This is a genomic window from Pseudomonas sp. MF7453 (assembly GCF_016405455.1).
GTDB classification, from domain to species: domain Bacteria; phylum Pseudomonadota; class Gammaproteobacteria; order Pseudomonadales; family Pseudomonadaceae; genus Aquipseudomonas; species Aquipseudomonas paralactis.
The window spans coordinates 102,773-121,548 of sequence record NZ_JAEKCN010000012.1 but is presented as its reverse complement, the minus strand read 5'-3'; the positions used below and the strand labels follow the sequence as shown (position 1 = coordinate 121,548).

At 61.0% G+C, this 18,776-nt stretch carries 16 protein-coding genes; 7 read left to right on the top strand and 9 right to left on the bottom strand.

The features are described from left to right. Positions 1-2: 2 nt before the first annotated feature. The 6 genes from aroB to pilM all read right to left on the bottom strand — a co-directional run bounded on the left by aroB (position 3) and on the right by pilM (position 5,319). Positions 3-1,103, bottom strand: coding sequence for a 3-dehydroquinate synthase (aroB, locus tag JFT63_RS19445; protein ID WP_057702502.1), 1,101 nt, complete (start codon positions 1,101-1,103; stop codon positions 3-5). A gap of 125 nt (positions 1,104-1,228) precedes the next feature. Further along, on the bottom strand, positions 1,229-1,747 hold the full coding sequence (aroK, locus tag JFT63_RS19440; RefSeq protein WP_057702501.1) for a shikimate kinase AroK: 519 nt from the start codon (positions 1,745-1,747) through the stop codon (positions 1,229-1,231). Positions 1,748-1,751: 4 nt separating this feature from the next. Next, positions 1,752-3,077, bottom strand: a complete 1,326-nt coding sequence (locus JFT63_RS19435; protein WP_198844593.1) for a type IV pilus secretin PilQ — start codon at positions 3,075-3,077, stop codon at positions 1,752-1,754. A gap of 69 nt (positions 3,078-3,146) precedes the next feature. Beyond that, on the bottom strand, positions 3,147-4,118 hold the full coding sequence (locus JFT63_RS19430; RefSeq protein WP_198844546.1) for a pilus assembly protein PilP: 972 nt from the start codon (positions 4,116-4,118) through the stop codon (positions 3,147-3,149). Then, a complete protein-coding gene (locus JFT63_RS19425; RefSeq protein WP_057702498.1) occupies positions 4,115-4,666 on the bottom strand; it encodes a PilN domain-containing protein in 552 nt (183 codons plus the stop codon). The genes JFT63_RS19430 and JFT63_RS19425 overlap by 4 nt, the downstream gene beginning before the upstream one ends. Continuing rightward, a complete protein-coding gene (pilM, locus tag JFT63_RS19420; RefSeq protein ID WP_198844545.1) occupies positions 4,663-5,319 on the bottom strand; it encodes a type IV pilus biogenesis protein PilM in 657 nt (218 codons plus the stop codon). Before pilM ends, JFT63_RS19425 begins: the two co-directional genes overlap by 4 nt. Positions 5,320-5,547: 228 nt before the next feature. Between pilM and JFT63_RS19415 the strand changes: the two genes are divergently transcribed. Continuing rightward, positions 5,548-8,019, top strand: coding sequence for a penicillin-binding protein 1A (locus tag JFT63_RS19415; RefSeq protein WP_442963718.1), 2,472 nt, complete (start codon positions 5,548-5,550; stop codon positions 8,017-8,019). Positions 8,020-8,270: 251 nt separating this feature from the next. Here JFT63_RS19415 and JFT63_RS19410 read toward each other — a convergent pair whose 3' ends face one another. The 3 genes from JFT63_RS19410 to rpmE form a co-directional block, all read right to left on the bottom strand. Continuing rightward, complete coding sequence (locus JFT63_RS19410) at positions 8,271-9,539, bottom strand: malic enzyme-like NAD(P)-binding protein (RefSeq protein WP_032893956.1); 1,269 nt, start codon at positions 9,537-9,539, stop codon at positions 8,271-8,273. A 182-nt stretch (positions 9,540-9,721) separates the two neighbouring features. Beyond that, complete coding sequence (locus JFT63_RS19405; RefSeq protein WP_198844543.1) at positions 9,722-10,528, bottom strand: thermonuclease family protein; 807 nt, start codon at positions 10,526-10,528, stop codon at positions 9,722-9,724. A 14-nt stretch (positions 10,529-10,542) separates the two neighbouring features. Then, positions 10,543-10,773: a 50S ribosomal protein L31 gene (gene rpmE / locus JFT63_RS19400; RefSeq protein WP_049710411.1), complete on the bottom strand. Its 231-nt coding sequence runs from the start codon at positions 10,771-10,773 to the stop codon at positions 10,543-10,545. A gap of 215 nt (positions 10,774-10,988) precedes the next feature. Here rpmE and JFT63_RS19395 point away from each other — a divergent pair, with 215 nt between their 5' ends. The 6 genes from JFT63_RS19395 to JFT63_RS19370 all read left to right on the top strand — a co-directional run bounded on the left by JFT63_RS19395 (position 10,989) and on the right by JFT63_RS19370 (position 18,551). Then, positions 10,989-13,208, top strand: a complete 2,220-nt coding sequence (locus JFT63_RS19395) for a primosomal protein N' (RefSeq protein ID WP_198844542.1) — start codon at positions 10,989-10,991, stop codon at positions 13,206-13,208. A 204-nt stretch (positions 13,209-13,412) separates the two neighbouring features. After that, positions 13,413-15,149, top strand: coding sequence for an arginine--tRNA ligase (gene argS / locus JFT63_RS19390; RefSeq protein ID WP_198844541.1), 1,737 nt, complete (start codon positions 13,413-13,415; stop codon positions 15,147-15,149). Position 15,150: 1 nt separating this feature from the next. After that, entirely contained in the window at positions 15,151-15,852 is a 702-nt protein-coding gene (locus JFT63_RS19385; protein WP_005784023.1) for an SPOR domain-containing protein, read from the top strand. A 255-nt stretch (positions 15,853-16,107) separates the two neighbouring features. After that, positions 16,108-16,638: an ATP-dependent protease subunit HslV gene (gene hslV, locus JFT63_RS19380; protein ID WP_003171209.1), complete on the top strand. Its 531-nt coding sequence runs from the start codon at positions 16,108-16,110 to the stop codon at positions 16,636-16,638. 37 nt (positions 16,639-16,675) lie between these two features. After that, positions 16,676-18,013 (top strand): ATP-dependent protease ATPase subunit HslU, encoded by a 1,338-nt coding sequence (hslU, locus tag JFT63_RS19375; protein ID WP_198844540.1) that lies wholly within the window; start codon positions 16,676-16,678, stop codon positions 18,011-18,013. A gap of 160 nt (positions 18,014-18,173) precedes the next feature. Continuing rightward, positions 18,174-18,551, top strand: a complete 378-nt coding sequence (locus JFT63_RS19370) for a gamma-butyrobetaine hydroxylase-like domain-containing protein (protein ID WP_019820036.1) — start codon at positions 18,174-18,176, stop codon at positions 18,549-18,551. Positions 18,552-18,776: the final 225 nt, after the last annotated feature.

Genomic DNA, 18,776 nt, shown 5'->3' with positions numbered 1-18,776 from the left:
TATTAACCTTTAAGCTGGGCCAGGGCGCGGTAATCCGCTCCCAGCGTGGCCTGTAAAATCTCTTTCGGATAATCGTCGGTCACGACCGCCTCGCCCATGTGGCGCAGCAGTACCAGTCGCAGTCGACCGTCGATCACTTTCTTGTCTATTGCCATATGTTCGAGAAAATCTGCCTCGGTCATCTGTGCTGGAGGGATGACCGGCAAACCGGCGCGCTGGAACAGGCGGATACCGCGATCGCGCTCTTGAGCGCTGATCCAGCCCAGGCGTTGCGACATTTCCAATGCCATCACCGTGCCAGCCGCTACGGCTTCCCCATGCAGCCACACACCATAGCCCATGTGCGTTTCGATCGCATGGCCGAAGGTGTGGCCCAGGTTCAGGGTAGCGCGCACGCCAGACTCCCGCTCGTCGGCATTGACCACCAGTGCCTTGGCGGCGCAGGAGCGGGAAATCGCTTCGGTCAGGGCCACTTGGTCGAGCGCGCGCAGAGCGTCTACATGTTCTTCAAGCCAGCTCAGGAAGGGCTCGTCGCAGATCAGCCCGTACTTGATGACTTCCGCCAGGCCCGCCGACAACTCACGCGGTGGCAGTGTGTTGAGGGTCGCGGTGTCGATCAGCACGGCCTGTGGCTGGTAGAACGCACCGACCATGTTCTTGCCCAGCGGGTGGTTGATACCGGTCTTGCCGCCCACCGACGAATCGACCTGGGACAACAAGGTGGTCGGCACCTGGATAAAATCCACGCCGCGCTGGTAGCAGGCTGCGGCAAAACCGGCCATGTCGCCGATCACACCGCCGCCCAAGGCAACCACGGTGGTTCGACGGTCATGGCGCGCAGTCAGCAGGCCATCAAAGATCAGTTGCAGGGTTTCCCAGTTCTTGTGGGCTTCGCCATCAGGCAACACCACAGAGATCACCGAATACGCCGCGAGGCTGCGGCTCAAACGCTCAAGATACAGCGGCGCAACCGTTTCGTTGGAGATGATCGCCACCTGCCGACCAGCAATATGCGGCGCGAGCAGTTCGGGCTGGTCCAACAGACCTTCGCCAATGTGGATCGGGTAGCTGCGCTCGCCTAGATCGACCTTAAGTGTCTGCATGTTTCCCCGCGTTGAAGATGTATTGACGATCGGCAATGCCGAGATCCGACATTACCTGATGGCTCTACGCCACACCTCACAAGGTTATGGCGCGCCGCCGAGAATAGCGCATTTCGGGCCAGGCTTTAACGGGGTGGCAACCGGTGCAGACGCTCAAGAATATCGAGCACCACCATCCGAGGGGGTCGCTCATCGGTTTCCACCACCAGATCGGCAATTTCCCGATACAGCGGATCACGCAGCGCCAGCAGGTCCCGCAGGGTTTTTTCCGGGTTAGCCGTGCGCAGCAACGGGCGATTGCGATCGCGGGCGGTGCGGCCCACCTGCTGCTCGACCGATGCGTGCAAATACACGACCCGACCACCGGCATACAGCGCTCGACGGTTTTCATCGCGCATGACGGCACCGCCGCCGGTCGCCAATACCACGCCATCGCAGCCACACAGCTCGGCAATCATCGCCTGCTCGCGGTCACGAAAACCCAGCTCGCCTTCTTTATCGAAGATCCATGGGATATTGGCACCCGTGCGCAATTCAATTTCCTTGTCGGAATCTTTGAACGGCAGGCGCAGCTCTTTGGCCAGCAAACGGCCGATGGTGCTCTTTCCAGCCCCCATCGGCCCTACAAGAATCAAATTTCGCACAGAATCAACGACTCACAGCAATCGCCTGGTTATTCATGATACGCGGAGTCAGGAATACCAGCAGCTCGGATTTTTTCTCCGCCAGCACATCGCGCCGGAAAAGGCGGCCAAGATACGGCACATCGCCCAAAAATGGCACTTTATCTACCACTTTGCTTTGGGTATTGGAGAAAACCCCACCGATGACGATGGTCTCGCCATCTTTGACCAGCACCTTGGCGTTGACCTCGTTTTTCTTGATCGGCGGTACGTCATTGAGCCTGTTCAAGTAATCGGGCTCATCCTTGGTGACCTTGACCGCCATGATCACATGATCGTCGGGGGTGATTTGCGGCGTGACCTCCAGCGAAAGCGAAGCCTCCTTGAACGACACCGAAGTAGCGCCCTGGGAGGTGGACTCCTGATAGGGAATTTCGGTGCCCTTGAGGATGCGTGCGGTCTCTTTGTCGGAGGTGACCACCTTGGGCTGGGAGACGATTTCGCCGTTGCCGGTTTTTTCCATGGCCGTCAGCTCAAGGTCCAGCAACAGATTGTCGGTGATGTAGGCCACACCCAGGCCCGAGGTGCCGGCCAGCGAACCCAAGTCGACAAACGGGGAGCTGGGCGGGTTTTGCGGCGGCTCGGCACCGCCTGCCACAGGCTTGGAAATACCTCCCACACCTGCACCGCCACGACTGAGCCGCCCACCCCAGCGCACGCCCAGGCTTTTGTCGTAGTCGACATTGGCCTCGACAATTCGCGCCTCGATCATCACTTGGCGCACGGGAATATCCAGTTGCGCCACGATGCGCCGCAGCTCTTCGAGCCGTTCGCCGGTCTGGTAGGCGATGATGTTGTTGGTGCGGTCATCCACCGCCACCGAGCCGCGCTCATCCGTGGCGCCCTCAAAACCTGTAACTGACTGGAACAACTTGGCCAGGTCCGCTGCCCTAGCGTAATTAACCTGCAGCAGCTCCCGGCGCAGCGGCGCCAGTTCCGCCATTTGCTTGCGCGACTCCAGCGCCAGCAGTTCGCGAGCGGCCAACTCATCGGCAGGCGCCACCAGCAACACGCCGGCTTTCACGCGTTTATCCAAACCTTTGGTTTGCAGCACCAGATCCAGCGCCTGATCCCAGGGTACATCCTTGAGCCGCAGGGTAATTGAACCCTGCACTTCATCGCTGGCCACCAGGTTGAGCCCGGCGACATCGGCGATCTGTTGCAAGACCGCCCGCAGGTCGATGTTCTGAAAATTAAGGTTCATCCGCGAGCCTGTATAGCTGACCGACGCTGCACTGTCGGGCGGCGGCAGGTGGGTCAGGTCCAGGCGATTGGGCACAGCAGCAGCCATCGGTGCCGTGAACGCTATCCATAGCGCCACACCGAAGGACGAGAAAGTCCTTTTCATTGTTTTATTCCGTTATGAGTTGACGTTCAACACAAGGGTTCGAGGGCGCTCAAGCCAGCCGCCCTGTTCATCGGGAAACCGCTCGACCAGGTCGATAGACGCGTCTTGAATGGCCGTGACCTGACCATGGTCCGGGCCCAGGTAGTCACCAACCGCAATCCGGTGCACCCTGGATCCGGCACGCAGCAGGGCAAAAGCTTGTGCCCCCAGCGACAGCGTGCCGACCATTTCGAACTGTTCAATGGTCATGCCTTCCAGCAGCCCCCGTGGCCGAGCGAGATCCGGCGCAAGGGCCGGTCGCCCCGGCACACGGGTCACTTGCAACGCAGGCGGCTGAAACGGGTCGCGCACAAACGATGGCGTGTAGACAAATGGCTGGCCCGGGTCAACCGCTTCGCGGACCGTGGCGCTTTGCGTGGTCCGCCGATAGGCCTTTGCCAGCATGTTCAGACGCAGCAAGGCGCCGTCATGCCCCAGAGCAACATCCTGCACGGTGACGACTCGCGGCAGCCCACCCAGGGCAGCGACGAATGCCGCCAAATCGTGGTACGCCCCGGTGGCGCCGATTTGCATGGGTTGCTCGATAAAGAGCGGACGAGGCTCTTCATCCAACACCGTGATGCCTTCAACCCACACCCCATTGGCAACCGCCAATCGCGCGATATCTTCAAGCAAGGCAGGCACCTCGGACTGGCCGGACAACTGCCCTAGAAGGCCTGCGACCTTGTTCTCCATTGCCCTGAACTGATCAGTGCGCGCCTCAAGGCTGGCGGCCAGCTCGGCTTTTTCCGCCAACTGCTGCTGTAACGCTTGCTCCCGCGCCTCGAACCCGTGCAGTCGATCACGCGAGGGGCTCAGGTACACAACCTCTCCCATCAGCAGCACCAGAGCGGCCAGCCCACAGCCAGCCAGGACCTTGCCAGGCAAGGGCCATTTAGCAGCGTTGTGCAAGAGCGCGGGAAAATCGGGCCTGGGCAGGCTCATGGCTGCGCCTCGCTGGATTCCCCCTGGCGCACCATCAGCTGAAATTCACTTTCGCCACGTGCACCTTCGGCCTGCACGCGCTGCAGACGAGTCGAGCTGGAGCCCTGGGATGGCTTGAGCTGCTGCATCAAACGGGCGATATCCTGGTTGCTTTCAGCCGTGCCGCGAATGCTGATGGTGTCGCCATTTGCGACCACCTCATGCAAATGGACACCTTCAGGCATTGCGCGAGCCAATTGCTCGAACAATCGAGCGCCCGAAGAACGGGAATCATGCAGGTCCTGCACTACCTTCATACGCTCGGCCACTTGCTGGCTACGCTCCTGCAGGTCGTCGATGGTCCTGATGCGCGAATCCTGGGCAGCCACATCCTCACCCAGGCGACTATTGCGGCTCACCTGCCGGTCTATTGCCTGGTCGATCACCTGGTCAGCCAGCCACACGGCCGCCAGCGCCACGCAGGCAAATGCCAGCAATAGCACCATGAAATATCTGCGCTTACGCTCTGCCAGCGCCTGGCGCCAAGGCAAAAGATTGATTCGTGTCATCCAGCGAAACTCCTCAGGGCCAACCCGCAAGCTACTCCCATCCCTTGGGCATCCACGGCCCATTGTGCACCATCGACTCGATGACCCGGCGTGAAGCTGGCAAAATCCTGACGGCAAGCGCGCGCCAATGCAAACCCTTCGACATCGACCACCCGCGGCACCAGCCCCGCCAGGGCCAAAACTGCGACTCGTGCGTCGACCTGCTCGCGCAGACAAGCCGCCAACATCACTTCAACCCACTGCGGCCCTTGGGCCGATGGGCCCTGGACCTGAAAGTCGATCGCCACCTCATCCAAAGGGTAAGGAATGAACTGATCGGCTTCCATCTGGATCTTCCAGGCCATTTCTTCGTCGCTAAGGGCCGCGTCCATCTCGACCAACCGCGTAATCACCGAAGGGCCCGCCACTGCCACAGCGGCGTGCCTGGCCGACGTGCGCAGGCAGGATAACGCCTGTTGCAGGGCGCGCCCCACGCCCTGGATGTCCAGCACGGCGCCATCGACCACCGCATGGGCGGGCAGCGCTTGAGTGGCATAGCCCTGGACACTGAAACCAGCCGGTGAACGACCCAGTTCGATCAGCTTGATACCGCTGTCATTGATGTCGACACCCAAGACGGTGTCGGCTTTTCGCCTGAAAAATCCCTTTCCCATAAAACTCCCTAAAACTTTCCCTGTCATACCGGCTGTCATATTGATTGCTGCCAGGCACCCTGCATTCGGTCGGCTTGTTCGCGGCACGCGAATGACGCCCCAAGCTGAAAAATGCTTTAATGCCCAGCGTTTTTTCCCGCTTTTTATCTGCTGCCCGGGTCGATCCATCGTTTGCCATGCATCCCCGACGCGTAACTCATTCTTTTCTCTGGAAATCCAAAAGCCTTGATTCGTCTGCTGAAGTTTTTCGGGTACTCCATTGTCGCCATCGTTTGCGGGCTGCTGCTCGTACTCAGCGGGGCCTACCTCTACCTTAGTCCGGGTTTGCCCTCCGTAGAGGCCCTCAGAAGTATCCAGTTGCAGATTCCTTTGCGGGTCTACAGCAGCGATGAAAAACTGATCGCGGAGTTCGGCGAAATGCGCCGCACACCGATCCGTTTCGCCGACATTCCACCCAATTTCATCAGCGCATTGCTGTCGGCAGAAGATGACAATTTCGCCAACCACTACGGCGTCGACCCCAGCAGCCTGGTGCGAGCAGCCACGCAGTTGGTAAAAAGCGGACACATTCAATCCGGCGGCAGCACCATCACCATGCAGGTGGCGAAGAACTTCTTCCTCACCAGCGAGCGCAGTTTTTCGCGTAAAGCCACCGAGATCCTGCTGGCGCTGCAGATTGAACGTCAGCTGACCAAGGACGAAATCCTGGAGCTGTACGTCAACAAGATCTACCTGGGCAACCGTGCCTACGGCATTGAGGCCGCCTCCCAGGTCTACTATGGCAAGTCGATTCGTGACGCCAGCCTTGCGCAGATGGCCATGATTGCCGGCCTGCCCAAGGCGCCGTCGCGCTTCAACCCGCTGGCCAACCCGGCGCGCAGCAAAGAACGTCGCGACTGGATCCTGGGTCGCATGTACAAGTTGGGCAAGATCGACCAGGCCGCTTACGAAAGCGCCGTGGCCGAGCCGCTGAACGCCAGTTATCACGTGCCGACGCCGGAAGTGAATGCGCCGTATATCGCCGAAATGGCCCGTGCCGAAATGGTTGGCCGTTATGGCAGCGATGCCTACACCGAAGGCTTTCGCGTGACCACGACGGTTCCGAGCAACTTGCAGGAAATCGCCAACCACTCGGTGCATGAAGGCTTGATCACTTATGATCAGCGTCACGGCTACCGCGGCCCCGAGTCGCGCCTGCCGGGCAAGACCCTGAGTGCCTGGACCACCGAACTGGGCAAACAGCGCTCGATCAGCGGCCTGGAGCCGGCCATCGTCACCGAGGTGACCAAAGACGGTATCCAAGTGTTGACCCGCGCTGGCGAAGCCCACGTGGCCTGGGACAGCATGAAATGGGCGCGCCCGTTCCTAAACACCAACAGCATGGGCCCGATGCCCAAGCAACCGTCCGACGTGGCCAAGGTGGGTGATTTGATCCGCGTGCAACGCCAGAAGGATGACAGCCTCAAATTCAGCCAGGTGCCAATTGCCCAGGGCGCCCTGGTATCCCTTGATCCGCAGAACGGCGCAATCCGCGCGCTGGTAGGCGGCTTTGCCTTTGAGCAGAGCAACTACAACCGCGCGATCCAGGCCAAGCGCCAGCCGGGTTCAAGCTTCAAGCCATTCGTCTACAGCGCCGCCCTGGACAACGGCTACACCGCCGCCAGCCTGGTCAACGACGCGCCGATCGTGTTTGTCGACGAATACCTGGACAAGGTCTGGCGTCCGAAGAACGACAACAACACCTTCCTGGGTCCGATCCGCATCCGCGAGGCGCTGTACAAGTCGCGCAACCTGGTGTCGATCCGCCTGTTGCAGGCCATGGGCGTGGGCAAGACCATCGACTACATGACGCGCTTCGGCTTCGCCAAGTCGGACCTGCCGCCCAACCTGTCGCTGGCGCTGGGTACCGCAACCCTGACGCCGATGGAAATCGCCACCGGCTGGAGCACCTTTGCCAACGGCGGCTACAAGATCGCGCCGTACCTGATCGACAAGATCGAAAGCCGCAACGGCGACACCCTGTTCACCGCCAACCCGCCACGGGTGCCCGGTGATGTGGTCAATGGCGTGGCCGCAACCGACGGGCTGGCGGCACCGAGCAACGGCGGTATCACCATCGAGCCGACGCCAGGTGCGCCAGGTACGCCAGCGGCCGCAAACGCCGGCGCACCCGCCGAACCGCAAGCGCCAGCAGTTGCCGAGCGCATCGTGGATGGCCGTACCACCTATATCCTCAACAGCATCCTGCAAGACGTAATCAAGAAGGGTACCGGCCGCCGCGCACTGGCCCTGGGCCGTGCGGACATCGCCGGCAAGACCGGTACCACCAACGAATCCAAGGATGCCTGGTTCTCCGGTTATAACGGCGACTATGTGACCACGGTATGGACGGGCTACGACCAGCCGGAAAGCCTGGGCCGCCGTGAGTTTGGCGGCACCGTCGCGCTGCCGATCTGGATGAGCTACATGGGCGCCGCGCTCAAGGACAAGCCGCTGCACACCCAGCCGGAGCCGGAAGGCATCCTGAGCCTGCGCATTGACCCGATCAGCGGCCGTGCGGCTTCGCCGAGCACGCCGAATGCCTACTTCGAACTGTTCAAGAGCGAAGACACGCCGCCGTCAGTCAACGAACTGGGCAATGGCGTTGCACCGGGCAGCCCGCTACCGGCGGATGAAGGTGCGCCGATCGATTTGTTCTAACCCGATCCAAGACGCGACATAGCTGTAAATGTAAGAGAGGGCTTGCCCTAACGCCTGTAGGAGCGAGCTTGCTCGCGAAAAACTGACAGGCGCCGCGTTCATTCAGACAGCACGCGTTATCGTTGACGTTTTTCGCGAGCAAGCTCGCTCCTACAGAGGGCGAATGTACGTTTAACTCTTGAGATAATTGCCAGCCAACAAAAAGCCCCGACTCGCGAGAGCCGGGGCTTTTTGTTGGTGCGCTAAACGGCTTAGCCGTTGAACACATCATCCACGCTTTGCAGCGGGTAGTTCTTCGGATACGGCAGGGTTGCCACACCGGTCTCGATCGCAGCCTTGGCCACGGCATCGGAGATCAGGGTGATCAGGCGCTTGTCCATTGGTTTTGGAATGATGTACTCACGACCGAACTCCAGCTTGGCACCGCCGTAGGCGTCGCAGACATCCTGAGGCACCGGCAGCTTGGCCAGTTCACGCAGGGCGTTGGCGGCCGCTACTTTCATTTCTTCGTTGATGCGCTTGGCGCGAACGTCCAGAGCACCACGGAAGATGAACGGGAAGCCCAGTACGTTGTTGACCTGGTTCGGGTAGTCCGAACGGCCGGTGGCCATGATCACGTCGCTGCGGGTGGCGTGGGCCAGCTCAGGAGCGATTTCCGGATCCGGGTTGGAGCAGGCGAACACGATAGGGTTCGGCGCCATGGATTTGAGGCCTTCAGCGCTCAGCAGGTTCGGGCCGGACAGGCCAACGAACACGTCGGCACCGTCGAGGGCGTCAGCCAGGGTGCGCTTGGAGGACGGGTGGGCAAACATCGCCTTGTATTGGTTCAGGTCGGTACGCTCGGACTGGATCACGCCCTTGCTGTCGACCATGTAGATGTTTTCCAGCTTGGCGCCCATGCTGATGATCAGCTTCATGCAGGAAATGGCCGCAGCACCGGCGCCCAGGCAGACGATCTTCGCCTCACCCAGGGTTTTGCCGGCGATTTCCAGGGCGTTGATCATGCCGGCTGCGGTAACGATCGCGGTGCCGTGCTGATCATCGTGGAATACCGGAATGTCGCACTGCTCGATCAGGGCCTTTTCGATCTCGAAGCACTCAGGTGCCTTGATGTCTTCCAGGTTGATGCCACCGAAGGTGATGGAAATGCGCTTGACCGTGTCGATGAAAGCCTGCGGGCTCTCGGAATCGACTTCGATGTCGAAAACGTCGATGCCGGCGAAGCGCTTGAACAGCACGCCTTTGCCTTCCATGACTGGCTTGGATGCCAATGGGCCGAGGTTACCCAGGCCAAGGATCGCGGTGCCATCGGAAATCACTGCAACCAGGTTGCCCTTGCCGGTGTACTTGTACGCCAGCTCTGGGTCACGGGCGATTTCACGTACGGGTTCGGCAACACCAGGGCTGTAGGCCAGCGACAGGTCGCGGGCAGTGGCAGTGGCTTTGGTGAGCTCTACACTCAGCTTTCCTGGACGAGGATGGGCATGGTATTCGAGAGCGGCAGTTTTCAAATCAGACATATCGGCATTCCGCTTTTACTGTTGGTCGACGGACCGCCGAGGATACGCGTGTCGTAAAGTCCCTACAAGACTGGGCAGTCACAGGTGTCAAGGGCCCTGGGCTACGACTTTTGGCCAAGAGCCACGGGATACAAGGGCTACAACTGTTCACAATCGAAATAAAAAATGTCTACAATTTTTATTCAAGGCGTCGATTTCAGCATGACGGGGTCGGTCAGTGGCAGCAGCCAGCGCGATTGACCTTTTTTCAAGCCTCCTCGACGAGAGCGATCCTGCACCCAGCCACGTGCCTCGATAGTGTGGCCTTGCAGACCATTGAGCAGGGCTGCATCGAATTGGCTGATCAGATTGGGTGCAATGCGTAATACCAATGAACCGTGCAACTCAATCCAGATTCCGCCGCGATTGCGCTCGATCTTGCTGACCCGGCCCGTGACCAGTGCAAACCCGGAGCGCTTGAGTTGCGCCGCGGTCTGTACCGGCGATTGGCGCCACAGGCCGAGCCGCGCTTGGCGGGCGCTGTTTTCGGCGGCCTGCTGGCAGGCGACCAAGTCTACGTTTGGCGCCACGCCCACCTGAAAACCCAAGCCTTCGGCAAGCAATTGCGCCTCCAAATTCTCGCCATCGGCGCCGTAGAGGTGGGCCAGGGTGCGCCCGTAATGGTCCTTGCCTTCGCGCCCCGGCACCAGGCCGACACGCCCATCACTGGCCTGCACCAACGCCTGTAGACGCTGGCGCGCAGCCACGGCAAACGGCTCGTCAGTACGGCCCTTTTTGCCGGTCTCCGGCGCATTGAGGCCGATCATCCGCACGCTGCGGCCATCCTTGAGGCGTACGGTGTCGCCATCCACCACGCGCTGCACGTCTACCCGCGCCATGGATGCTGGCGCCGGGCAGAATACCGCAGCCTGAGCAGTCGCCAGCCAAATCCCGGGCACAAAAAAGGCGCCCGCAAGGGACGCCTTTTTCAACAGCTGGCAAAAGCCCATAAGGCTTTTGAGCCTTACTCTGCTGGAGTAGCAGGCTTCTTGCCGAAAGCACCAAAGCGATCTGCGAAGCGCTGTACACGGCCGCCGGTGTCCAGAGTTTTCTGCTTACCGGTGTAGAACGGGTGGCACTCGTTGCATACGTCAGTACCCAGTGGCTTGCACAGGTTCGAACGAGTTTCGAACTTGTTGCCGCAGCTGCAGGTCACTTCGATGGTTTCGTACGCTGGATGGATATCGGCTTTCATGGCACTTCCTCGGGCTAGCGTGCCGCCACTCGACACTATTGTCGAATACCGCACGTAATTAGGCCGCGGATTCTACCAGACCTTTTTAAACGCGCAAGCGGCGCTACTGGCCAAAAACCTCCTTTCATCAGAAAACCGTGGCATACCCAAGCCATCCCCGCTCTGCTAGGCTCGCGCCCCTGCACCACTGCCTGCCTTTATATGAGATGCCCCGCGTGCCCGACGCCATTTTGCGCCTAGCCCTGCCCTCCCCCCTGCGCCGCCTGTTCGATTACCGGGCTCCGGCCGGCGTGCTGCGGGCGCAGTTGCAACCGGGAATGCGCGTGCGCGTGCCGTTTGGGCGCAGGGAAATGATCGGCATCCTGGTGGAGGTCACGGACCACAGCGAAGTCCCGGCGGAAAAACTCAAGCCGGCACTGGCCATTCTCGACGCCACGCCGCCGCTTCCGCCGGCCCTGTTCAAGCTGTGCCTGTGGACTGCGCAGTATTACCAGCACAGCCTGGGCGATACCTTGAGCTGGGCGCTGCCGGTGTTGCTGCGTCAGGGCGAACTGGCCGAAGCGCGCCAGGAGCGGTTCTGGTCGATGGTGCCCGGCGCGCGCCTCGACGATCCGCGCATCGCCCGTGCCCCGCGTCAGCGCGAAGCCCTGGCCACCTTGGCCCAGCACCCCCATGGCGTGGCCCATCAGCTGCTGAGCAAGCTGATGCTGAGCAAAGACAGCCTGGACCTGCTGCTGGCCAAGGGCCTGGTAGAGGTAGAAATCCGCAAGCACGCTCCGGACCCACGCCATGAACATTGGCTGGCCCAGCCGGAACTACCGCTGAACCCCGAGCAACGCGCCGCCTATGAGGCGATTCGCACCGGTTTCGACAGTTTTCATGCGTTCCTGCTGGCGGGCGTCACCGGCAGTGGCAAGACCGAAGTGTATTTGCAACTGATCCGCGACACTCTGCAAGCCGGCAAGCAGGCGCTGGTGCTGATCCCTGAGATCAACCTCGGCCCACAGACCCTGGCGCGTTTCGAGCAGCGCTTCAACGCGCGCATCGCTCTGGTGCACTCGGCGGTCAATGACCGTGAGCGCCTGGAGTCGTGGCTGGCGGCGCGGGACGGCGAGGCGGACATTATTATCGGCACCCGTTCGGCGCTGTTCACCCCGATGAAAAATCCCGGGCTGATCATCATCGACGAAGAGCACGACGGCTCCTATAAACAGCAGGAAGGCCTGCGTTACCACGCCCGCGACCTGGCGCTGGTACGCGCTCGCCAGGAAGACATCCCGATTGTGCTGGGCTCGGCCACGCCGTCCCTGGAAAGCCTGCATAACGCCTACACCGGCCGTTATGGCTTGCTACGCATGAACGAGCGCGCCGGCGGCGCCAAGCAACCGCGCTTCCTGCGCCTGGACGTGAAAAGCCGCCCGCTGGACAGCGGCATTTCCGGCCCGATGCAACAGGCCATCGGCCAGACCCTCGCCGCAGGCCAGCAAGTATTGGTGTTCCTCAATCGCCGCGGCTTTGCGCCGACCCTGCTGTGCCATGACTGCGGCTGGATGTCGGAGTGCGAGCGCTGCGATGCGCGCATGACCGTGCACCAGCGCTACGGCGAATTGCGTTGCCATCACTGCGGCCATGTGGAGCGGGTGCCGCGCCATTGCCCGCAGTGCGGCAAAGTCGACTTGCGCCCGGTAGGGGCCGGCACCGAGCGTGCCGAAGAGCGCCTGGGCATTCTGTTCCCCGATTACCCGGTGCTGCGGGTCGACCGCGACAGCACGTCGCGCAAAGATGCAATGAACCAGTTGTTTGCCACCATTCAGAAAGGCCAACCGTGCATTCTGATCGGCACGCAGATGCTCGCCAAAGGGCACCACTTTCCACGGGTGACACTGGTGTCGATCCTGGACGCCGACGGCGGGTTGTTCTCCGGGGATTTCCGCGCCAGCGAACGCATGGCGCAGCTGATCGTGCAGGTGGCGGGGCGCGCCGGACGGGCCGAAGAGCCGGGCAAGGTGATTATCCAGACGCACTTGGCCGATCACCCGCTGCTGATTCAACTGACGGAGCAAGGCTATTTTGCCTTCGCCGAACAGGCATTGAGCGAACGCCGCGCTGCTGGCCTGCCCCCCTTTGCGCACTTGGCGTTACTGCGTGCCGAAGCCCACAAACCCGGGCAGGCCGAAGGCTTTCTTGATGAGGCCTGCAGCGCCGCCGAACGTTTATTGGGCGAACTGGCCCTCAGCGGCATCGAACTACTCGGCCCGGTGCCAGCGCCCATGGAGCGGCGTGCCGGACGTTATCGCGCTCAACTACTCTTGCAGGCAACCTCCCGCGCTCCGCTGCATCGGCTATTAAGTCGCTGGATGCTTGAGCTGGAGCAACTGCCCAGCGGTCGGCAGGTGCGATGGTCGTTGGATGTAGACCCGGTAGATTTGTATTGAGGGTAATTACGTCATCGCAGGCAAGCCAGCTCCCACATTATGAAATGTGAATACCCTTAAATGTGGGAGCGGGCTTGCCCGCGAAGAGGCCCGCAGGTCCGCCATATAGTCTGAACGGTTGGCAAGCCCGCCCTCGCCACGGATAATGCCCAGTTTTTCCACCTGCGCATCGCGCGCCGCCGCTTGCGGTCGAAAGAGAACACCATGAAAGACACCATTCGCCAGCTGATCCAACAAGCCCTCACCCAACTCGTCAACGAAGGTGTGTTGCCTGAAGGCCTGTCGCCGGCGATCCAGGTGGAGAACACCCGCGACAAGACCCACGGCGACTTCGCCAGCAACATCGCGATGATGCTGTCCAAGCCGGCCGGCATGAAACCCCGCGACCTGGCGGAGAAAATCATCGCCGCACTGCCGGCTGACGCCAGTGTCACCAAGGCCGAAATCGCAGGCCCTGGCTTTATCAACTTCTTCCAGAACACCCAGGCCCTGGCTTCGCGCCTGGACGCCGCCCTGGCCGATGCCAGGATCGGCGCGTACAAGTCCGGCGCTACCCAGCGCGTGGTCATCGACCTGTCGGCGCCGAACCTGGCCAAAGAGATGCACGTCGGTCACCTGCGCTCCACCATCATCGGCGACGGCGTGGCACGGGTGCTGGAGTTCCTGGGCGACACCGTGATCCGCCAGAACCACGTGGGCGACTGGGGCACCCAGTTCGGCATGTTGATGGCCTATCTGCAGGAAAACCCGATCACCAGCAACGAGCTGGCCGACCTGGAAAACTTCTACCGCGCCGCCAAGAAGCGCTTCGACGAGTCCGAAGAATTCGCCGACCGCGCCCGTGGCCTGGTGGTCAAACTGCAAGCCGGCGACCCGGAGTGCCTGGCGCTGTGGAACCGCTTCCGTGAGATTTCCCTGTCCCATTGCCAGGAAATCTACGAGTTGCTCAACGTCAAACTGACCATGGCCGACGTGATGGGCGAAAGCGCCTACAACGACGACCTGATCAACGTGGTCAACGACCTCAAGGCCAAGGGCCTGCTGGTCGAGAGCAACGGCGCGCAGTGCGTGTTCCTCGAAGAATTCAAGACCGCCGACGGCGAGCCGCTGCCGGTGATCATCGTCAAGGCCGATGGTGGCTATCTCTACGCCACCACCGACTTGGCTGCCGTGCGCTATCGCAGTGGCGTGCTCAAGGCCGATCGTGCGCTGTACTTCGTCGACCAGCGCCAGGCCCTGCACTTCCAGCAAGTGTTTGAAGTGGCCCGTCGTGCCGGCTTCGTCACCCACCCGATGCACATGGAACACATGGGGTTCGGCACCATGAACGGCGCCGACGGCCGCCCGTTCAAGACCCGCGACGGCGGCACCGTCAAGCTGATAGACCTGCTGACCGAAGCCCAGGAGCGCGCCTACAACCTGGTGAAGGAAAAGAACCCGGAACTGGCCGAGGCCGACCTGCGCAACATCGCCCGCGTGGTGGGCATTGGCGCGGTGAAATACGCCGACCTGTCCAAGCACCGCACCAGCGACTACAGCTTCAACTTCGACCTGATGCTCAACTTCGAAGGCAACACCGCGCCGTACCTGCTGTATGCCTACACCCGCGTGGCCGGCGTGTTCCGCAAGCTGGGCAAGGACTTCAGCGAAGTCGAAGGCCAGATCGTGCTGGACGCCGCCCATGAGCAGGAGCTGGCGGCCAAGCTCGCGCAGTTCGGTGAAGTGCTCAACAGCGTCGGCGACAAAGGCACGCCGCATATCCTGTGCACCTATTTGTACGAAGTGGCCGGGTTGTTCTCCAGCTTCTACGAGAACTGCCCTATCCTGACCGCCGACGACGAAGCCCAGAAACAAAGTCGCCTGCGCCTCGCCGCCCTGGCTGGACGCACCCTCAAGCAAGGCCTGGAACTCTTGGGCCTGGAAACTCTGGAGCGTATGTAAGTTGGCTGCCAAGAAAAAACCTGCACCCAAGCGCGGCGCCAGCCGCTATCAGGCTCCGGCTAAACAACCGATCCCGGGCTGGCTGTGGATGGCCATTGGCCTGACGGTCGGCGCCTTCGTGGTATTTCTGATGAAGCTGGAGCCCGGCCAGGGCGATGACGTCAAGCGCGTCAAACAGGAGCAGCAAAAAGCCACGAAGATTGCCGAGGCCAACAAGACCGCGCCAAGCCCGACTGCACCGGTAAAGCCCAAGTACGACTTCTACACGCTGCTGCCGGAATCGGAAGTGATCGTGCCACCTGACGCCGTGCCGGAGAAAACCCTGCCGACTCCGCAGGTGCCGACCACGCCAGTAACCCCAGCGGAAGCGGCGAAAATCGACACAGCCCGCGCCCAGGCTGCACTGGCCGGGATCACCCCGCCACCCGCGCCGCCGGTTGCCGCCACCAAGGCCGCACCGGTGACCAAGTTCTTCCTGCAGGCTGGCTCGTTCCCGAAACAGGCAGACGCCGATCGCGTGCGCGCGCAGATCATTCTGTTAGGCCAATCGGTATCGGTTGAGTCCGGCACGGTGAAGGACGCGACCTGGTATCGCGTGTTGGTGGGGCCGTTCAGCAACCGTGAACAGCTGACCGTGGCGCAGAAACAATTGGCGGGCGCAGGCTTTAGCAACCTGTTGTTACAACAACGCCAGAGCCGCTGATCCAGCAGCCAACCCGGTTTTAATGTGGGAGATGGCTTGCCTGCGATAGCGGTGTGACAGTCAATGTTTCAGTGACTGACACACCGCTATCGCAGGCAAGCCAGCTCCCACTTTGGTTTGCAGCGTGCTCAAGTAAGTGTTGAACCCATAAACACCACTCGTCCGCCCTGCCTTCCTACGGTTGAAATCCCCCTCGCCACCCCCATATGAGTTTCCATCAGGGCATTTTCGCCCCGCTGCGTGGAGACTCTCCCCTTGACCACCATCGTTTCAGTACGTCGCCACGGCAAAGTTGTCATGGGCGGCGACGGCCAGGTTTCCCTGGGCAACACCGTGATGAAAGGCAACGCCAAGAAAGTGCGCCGCCTGTACCACGGCCAAGTGCTTGCCGGCTTCGCAGGCGCAACCGCCGACGCCTTTACCCTGTTCGAGCGTTTCGAAGGCCAGCTTGAGAAACACCAAGGCCACCTGGTGCGCGCCGCTGTCGAACTTGCCAAAGAATGGCGCACCGACCGCTCCCTCAGCCGCCTGGAAGCCATGCTCGCCGTCGCGAACAAAGACGCTTCCCTGATCATCACCGGTAACGGCGACGTGGTTGAACCCGAGCATGGCCTGATCGCCATGGGTTCCGGTGGTGGCTATGCCCAAGCGGCAGCCAGCGCACTGCTGAAGAAAACCGACCTGTCGGCCCGTGAAATCGTCGAGACCGCCCTGGGTATCGCCGGCGATATCTGCGTGTTTACCAACCACAACCAGACCATTGAGGAGCAGGACCTCGCCGAGTAAGCCGCAGGCTTATTCCCGCTTGAGGCCGCCAGACACTATGTCCATGACCCCCCGCGAAATCGTCCATGAACTCAATCGCCATATCATCGGCCAGGACGATGCCAAGCGCGCCGTTGCCATTGCGCTGCGTAACCGCTGGCGCCGGATGCAACTGCCCGAAGAACTGCGCGTTGAAGTAACGCCCAAGAACATCCTGATGATCGGCCCGACCGGCGTCGGTAAAACCGAAATCGCCCGGCGCCTGGCCAAATTGGCGAACGCCCCGTTCATCAAGGTCGAAGCGACCAAGTTCACCGAAGTCGGCTATGTGGGCCGCGACGTCGAGTCGATCATCCGTGACCTGGCCGATGCCGCCCTCAAGATGCTGCGCGAACAGGAAGTGACCAAGGTCAGCCACCGCGCCGAAGACGCCGCCGAAGAGCGCATCCTCGACGCCCTGCTGCCACCGGCCCGCATGGGTTTCAACGAAGACGCCGCACCGTCGTCCGATTCCAACACCCGTCAGCTGTTCCGCAAGCGCCTGCGTGAAGGCCTGCTCGATGACAAGGAAATCGAAATCGAAGTGGCTGAAGTGTCCGGCGTGGATATTTCTGCCCCGCCTGGCATGGAAGAAATGACCAGCCAGTTGCAGAACCTGTTCGCCAACATGGGCAAGGGCAAGAAGAAAAGCCGCAAGCTCAAGGTGAAAGAAGCGCTGAAGCTGGTGCGCGACGAAGAAGCCGGGCGCCTGGTCAACGAGGAAGAACTCAAGGCCAAGGCCCTGGAAGCGGTCGAGCAGCACGGCATCGTGTTTATCGATGAGATCGACAAAGTGGCCAAGCGCGGCAACTCCGGCGGCGTCGATGTATCCCGCGAGGGTGTACAGCGTGACCTGTTGCCGCTGATCGAAGGCTGCACCGTCAACACCAAGCTGGGCATGGTCAAAACTGACCACATTCTGTTTATCGCCTCCGGCGCGTTCCACCTGAGCAAGCCAAGCGACCTGGTACCCGAGCTGCAAGGCCGCCTGCCGATTCGTGTGGAACTCAAGGCGCTGACCCCCGGCGACTTCGAGCGCATCCTCAGCGAACCCCACGCTTCGCTTACCGAGCAGTACCGTGAGTTGCTGAAAACCGAGGGCCTGGGTATCGAGTTCCAGGCGGACGGTATCAAGCGTTTGGCGGAGATCGCCTGGCAGGTCAACGAGAAGACCGAGAACATCGGTGCCCGTCGCCTGCATACCTTGCTTGAGCGCTTGCTGGAGGAAGTGTCGTTCAGTGCCGGCGACATGGCCGGTGCGCAGAATGGCGAAGCGATCAAGATCGATGCTGACTACGTCAACAGCCACTTGGGCGAATTGGCGCAGAACGAAGACTTGTCTCGTTATATCCTGTAAGCCTCACTCAATGTGAGAGTGGCTTGTGTGGGAGCTGGCTTGCCTGCGATAGCATCACCTCAGTGTTCCTGAAACACCGAGGTGCCTGCATCGCGGGCAAGCCCGGCTCCCACATGGGTCCCTCTCACATTTTGAGCCGGTTCCTACAGGGTTATCTCCAATGTCGAAATTTCCTACCGCAGTAAACCTGCACAAAACCTCCAACACCCTCGGCCTTACCTACGGTCCCGACGAGGTTTACCAACTGCCCGCCGAGTTCCTGCGGGTGCACTCCCCTTCCGCCGAGGTCCAGGGCCACGGCAAACCCATCCTGCAATTCGGCAAGCTCAACGTCAGGTTGATCAAGCTGGAACCGGCTGGTCAGTACGCACTGAAATTGACCTTCGACGACGGCCATGACAGCGGACTGTTCACCTGGGACTACCTCTACCAATTAGCCGTACGTCAGGACGCGCTATGGGCCGACTACCTGGCCGAGCTCAAAGCCGCCGGAAAAACCCGCGACCCGAGTGAGTCGGTCGTGCGGCTGATGCTCTAGCACAGGCCTCTTGGTGTTTAGAGCGCATTTTCTAATTTCATCTGCTTGAATGCCCTGTCGCGTGGCCAATGATCGGCCCGCTTGCGAAAAAAAATAAACTCGGGTAACCAATGGAGCTGGCAAGTTCCCTGCATTTGACGATGCGGTATCAACGGTCACCCGGGTCGCAGTACCAGGCTGGTGTCGTGTATCGAAATTGGGTGCGCAGCAATCGCCGGTACTCGT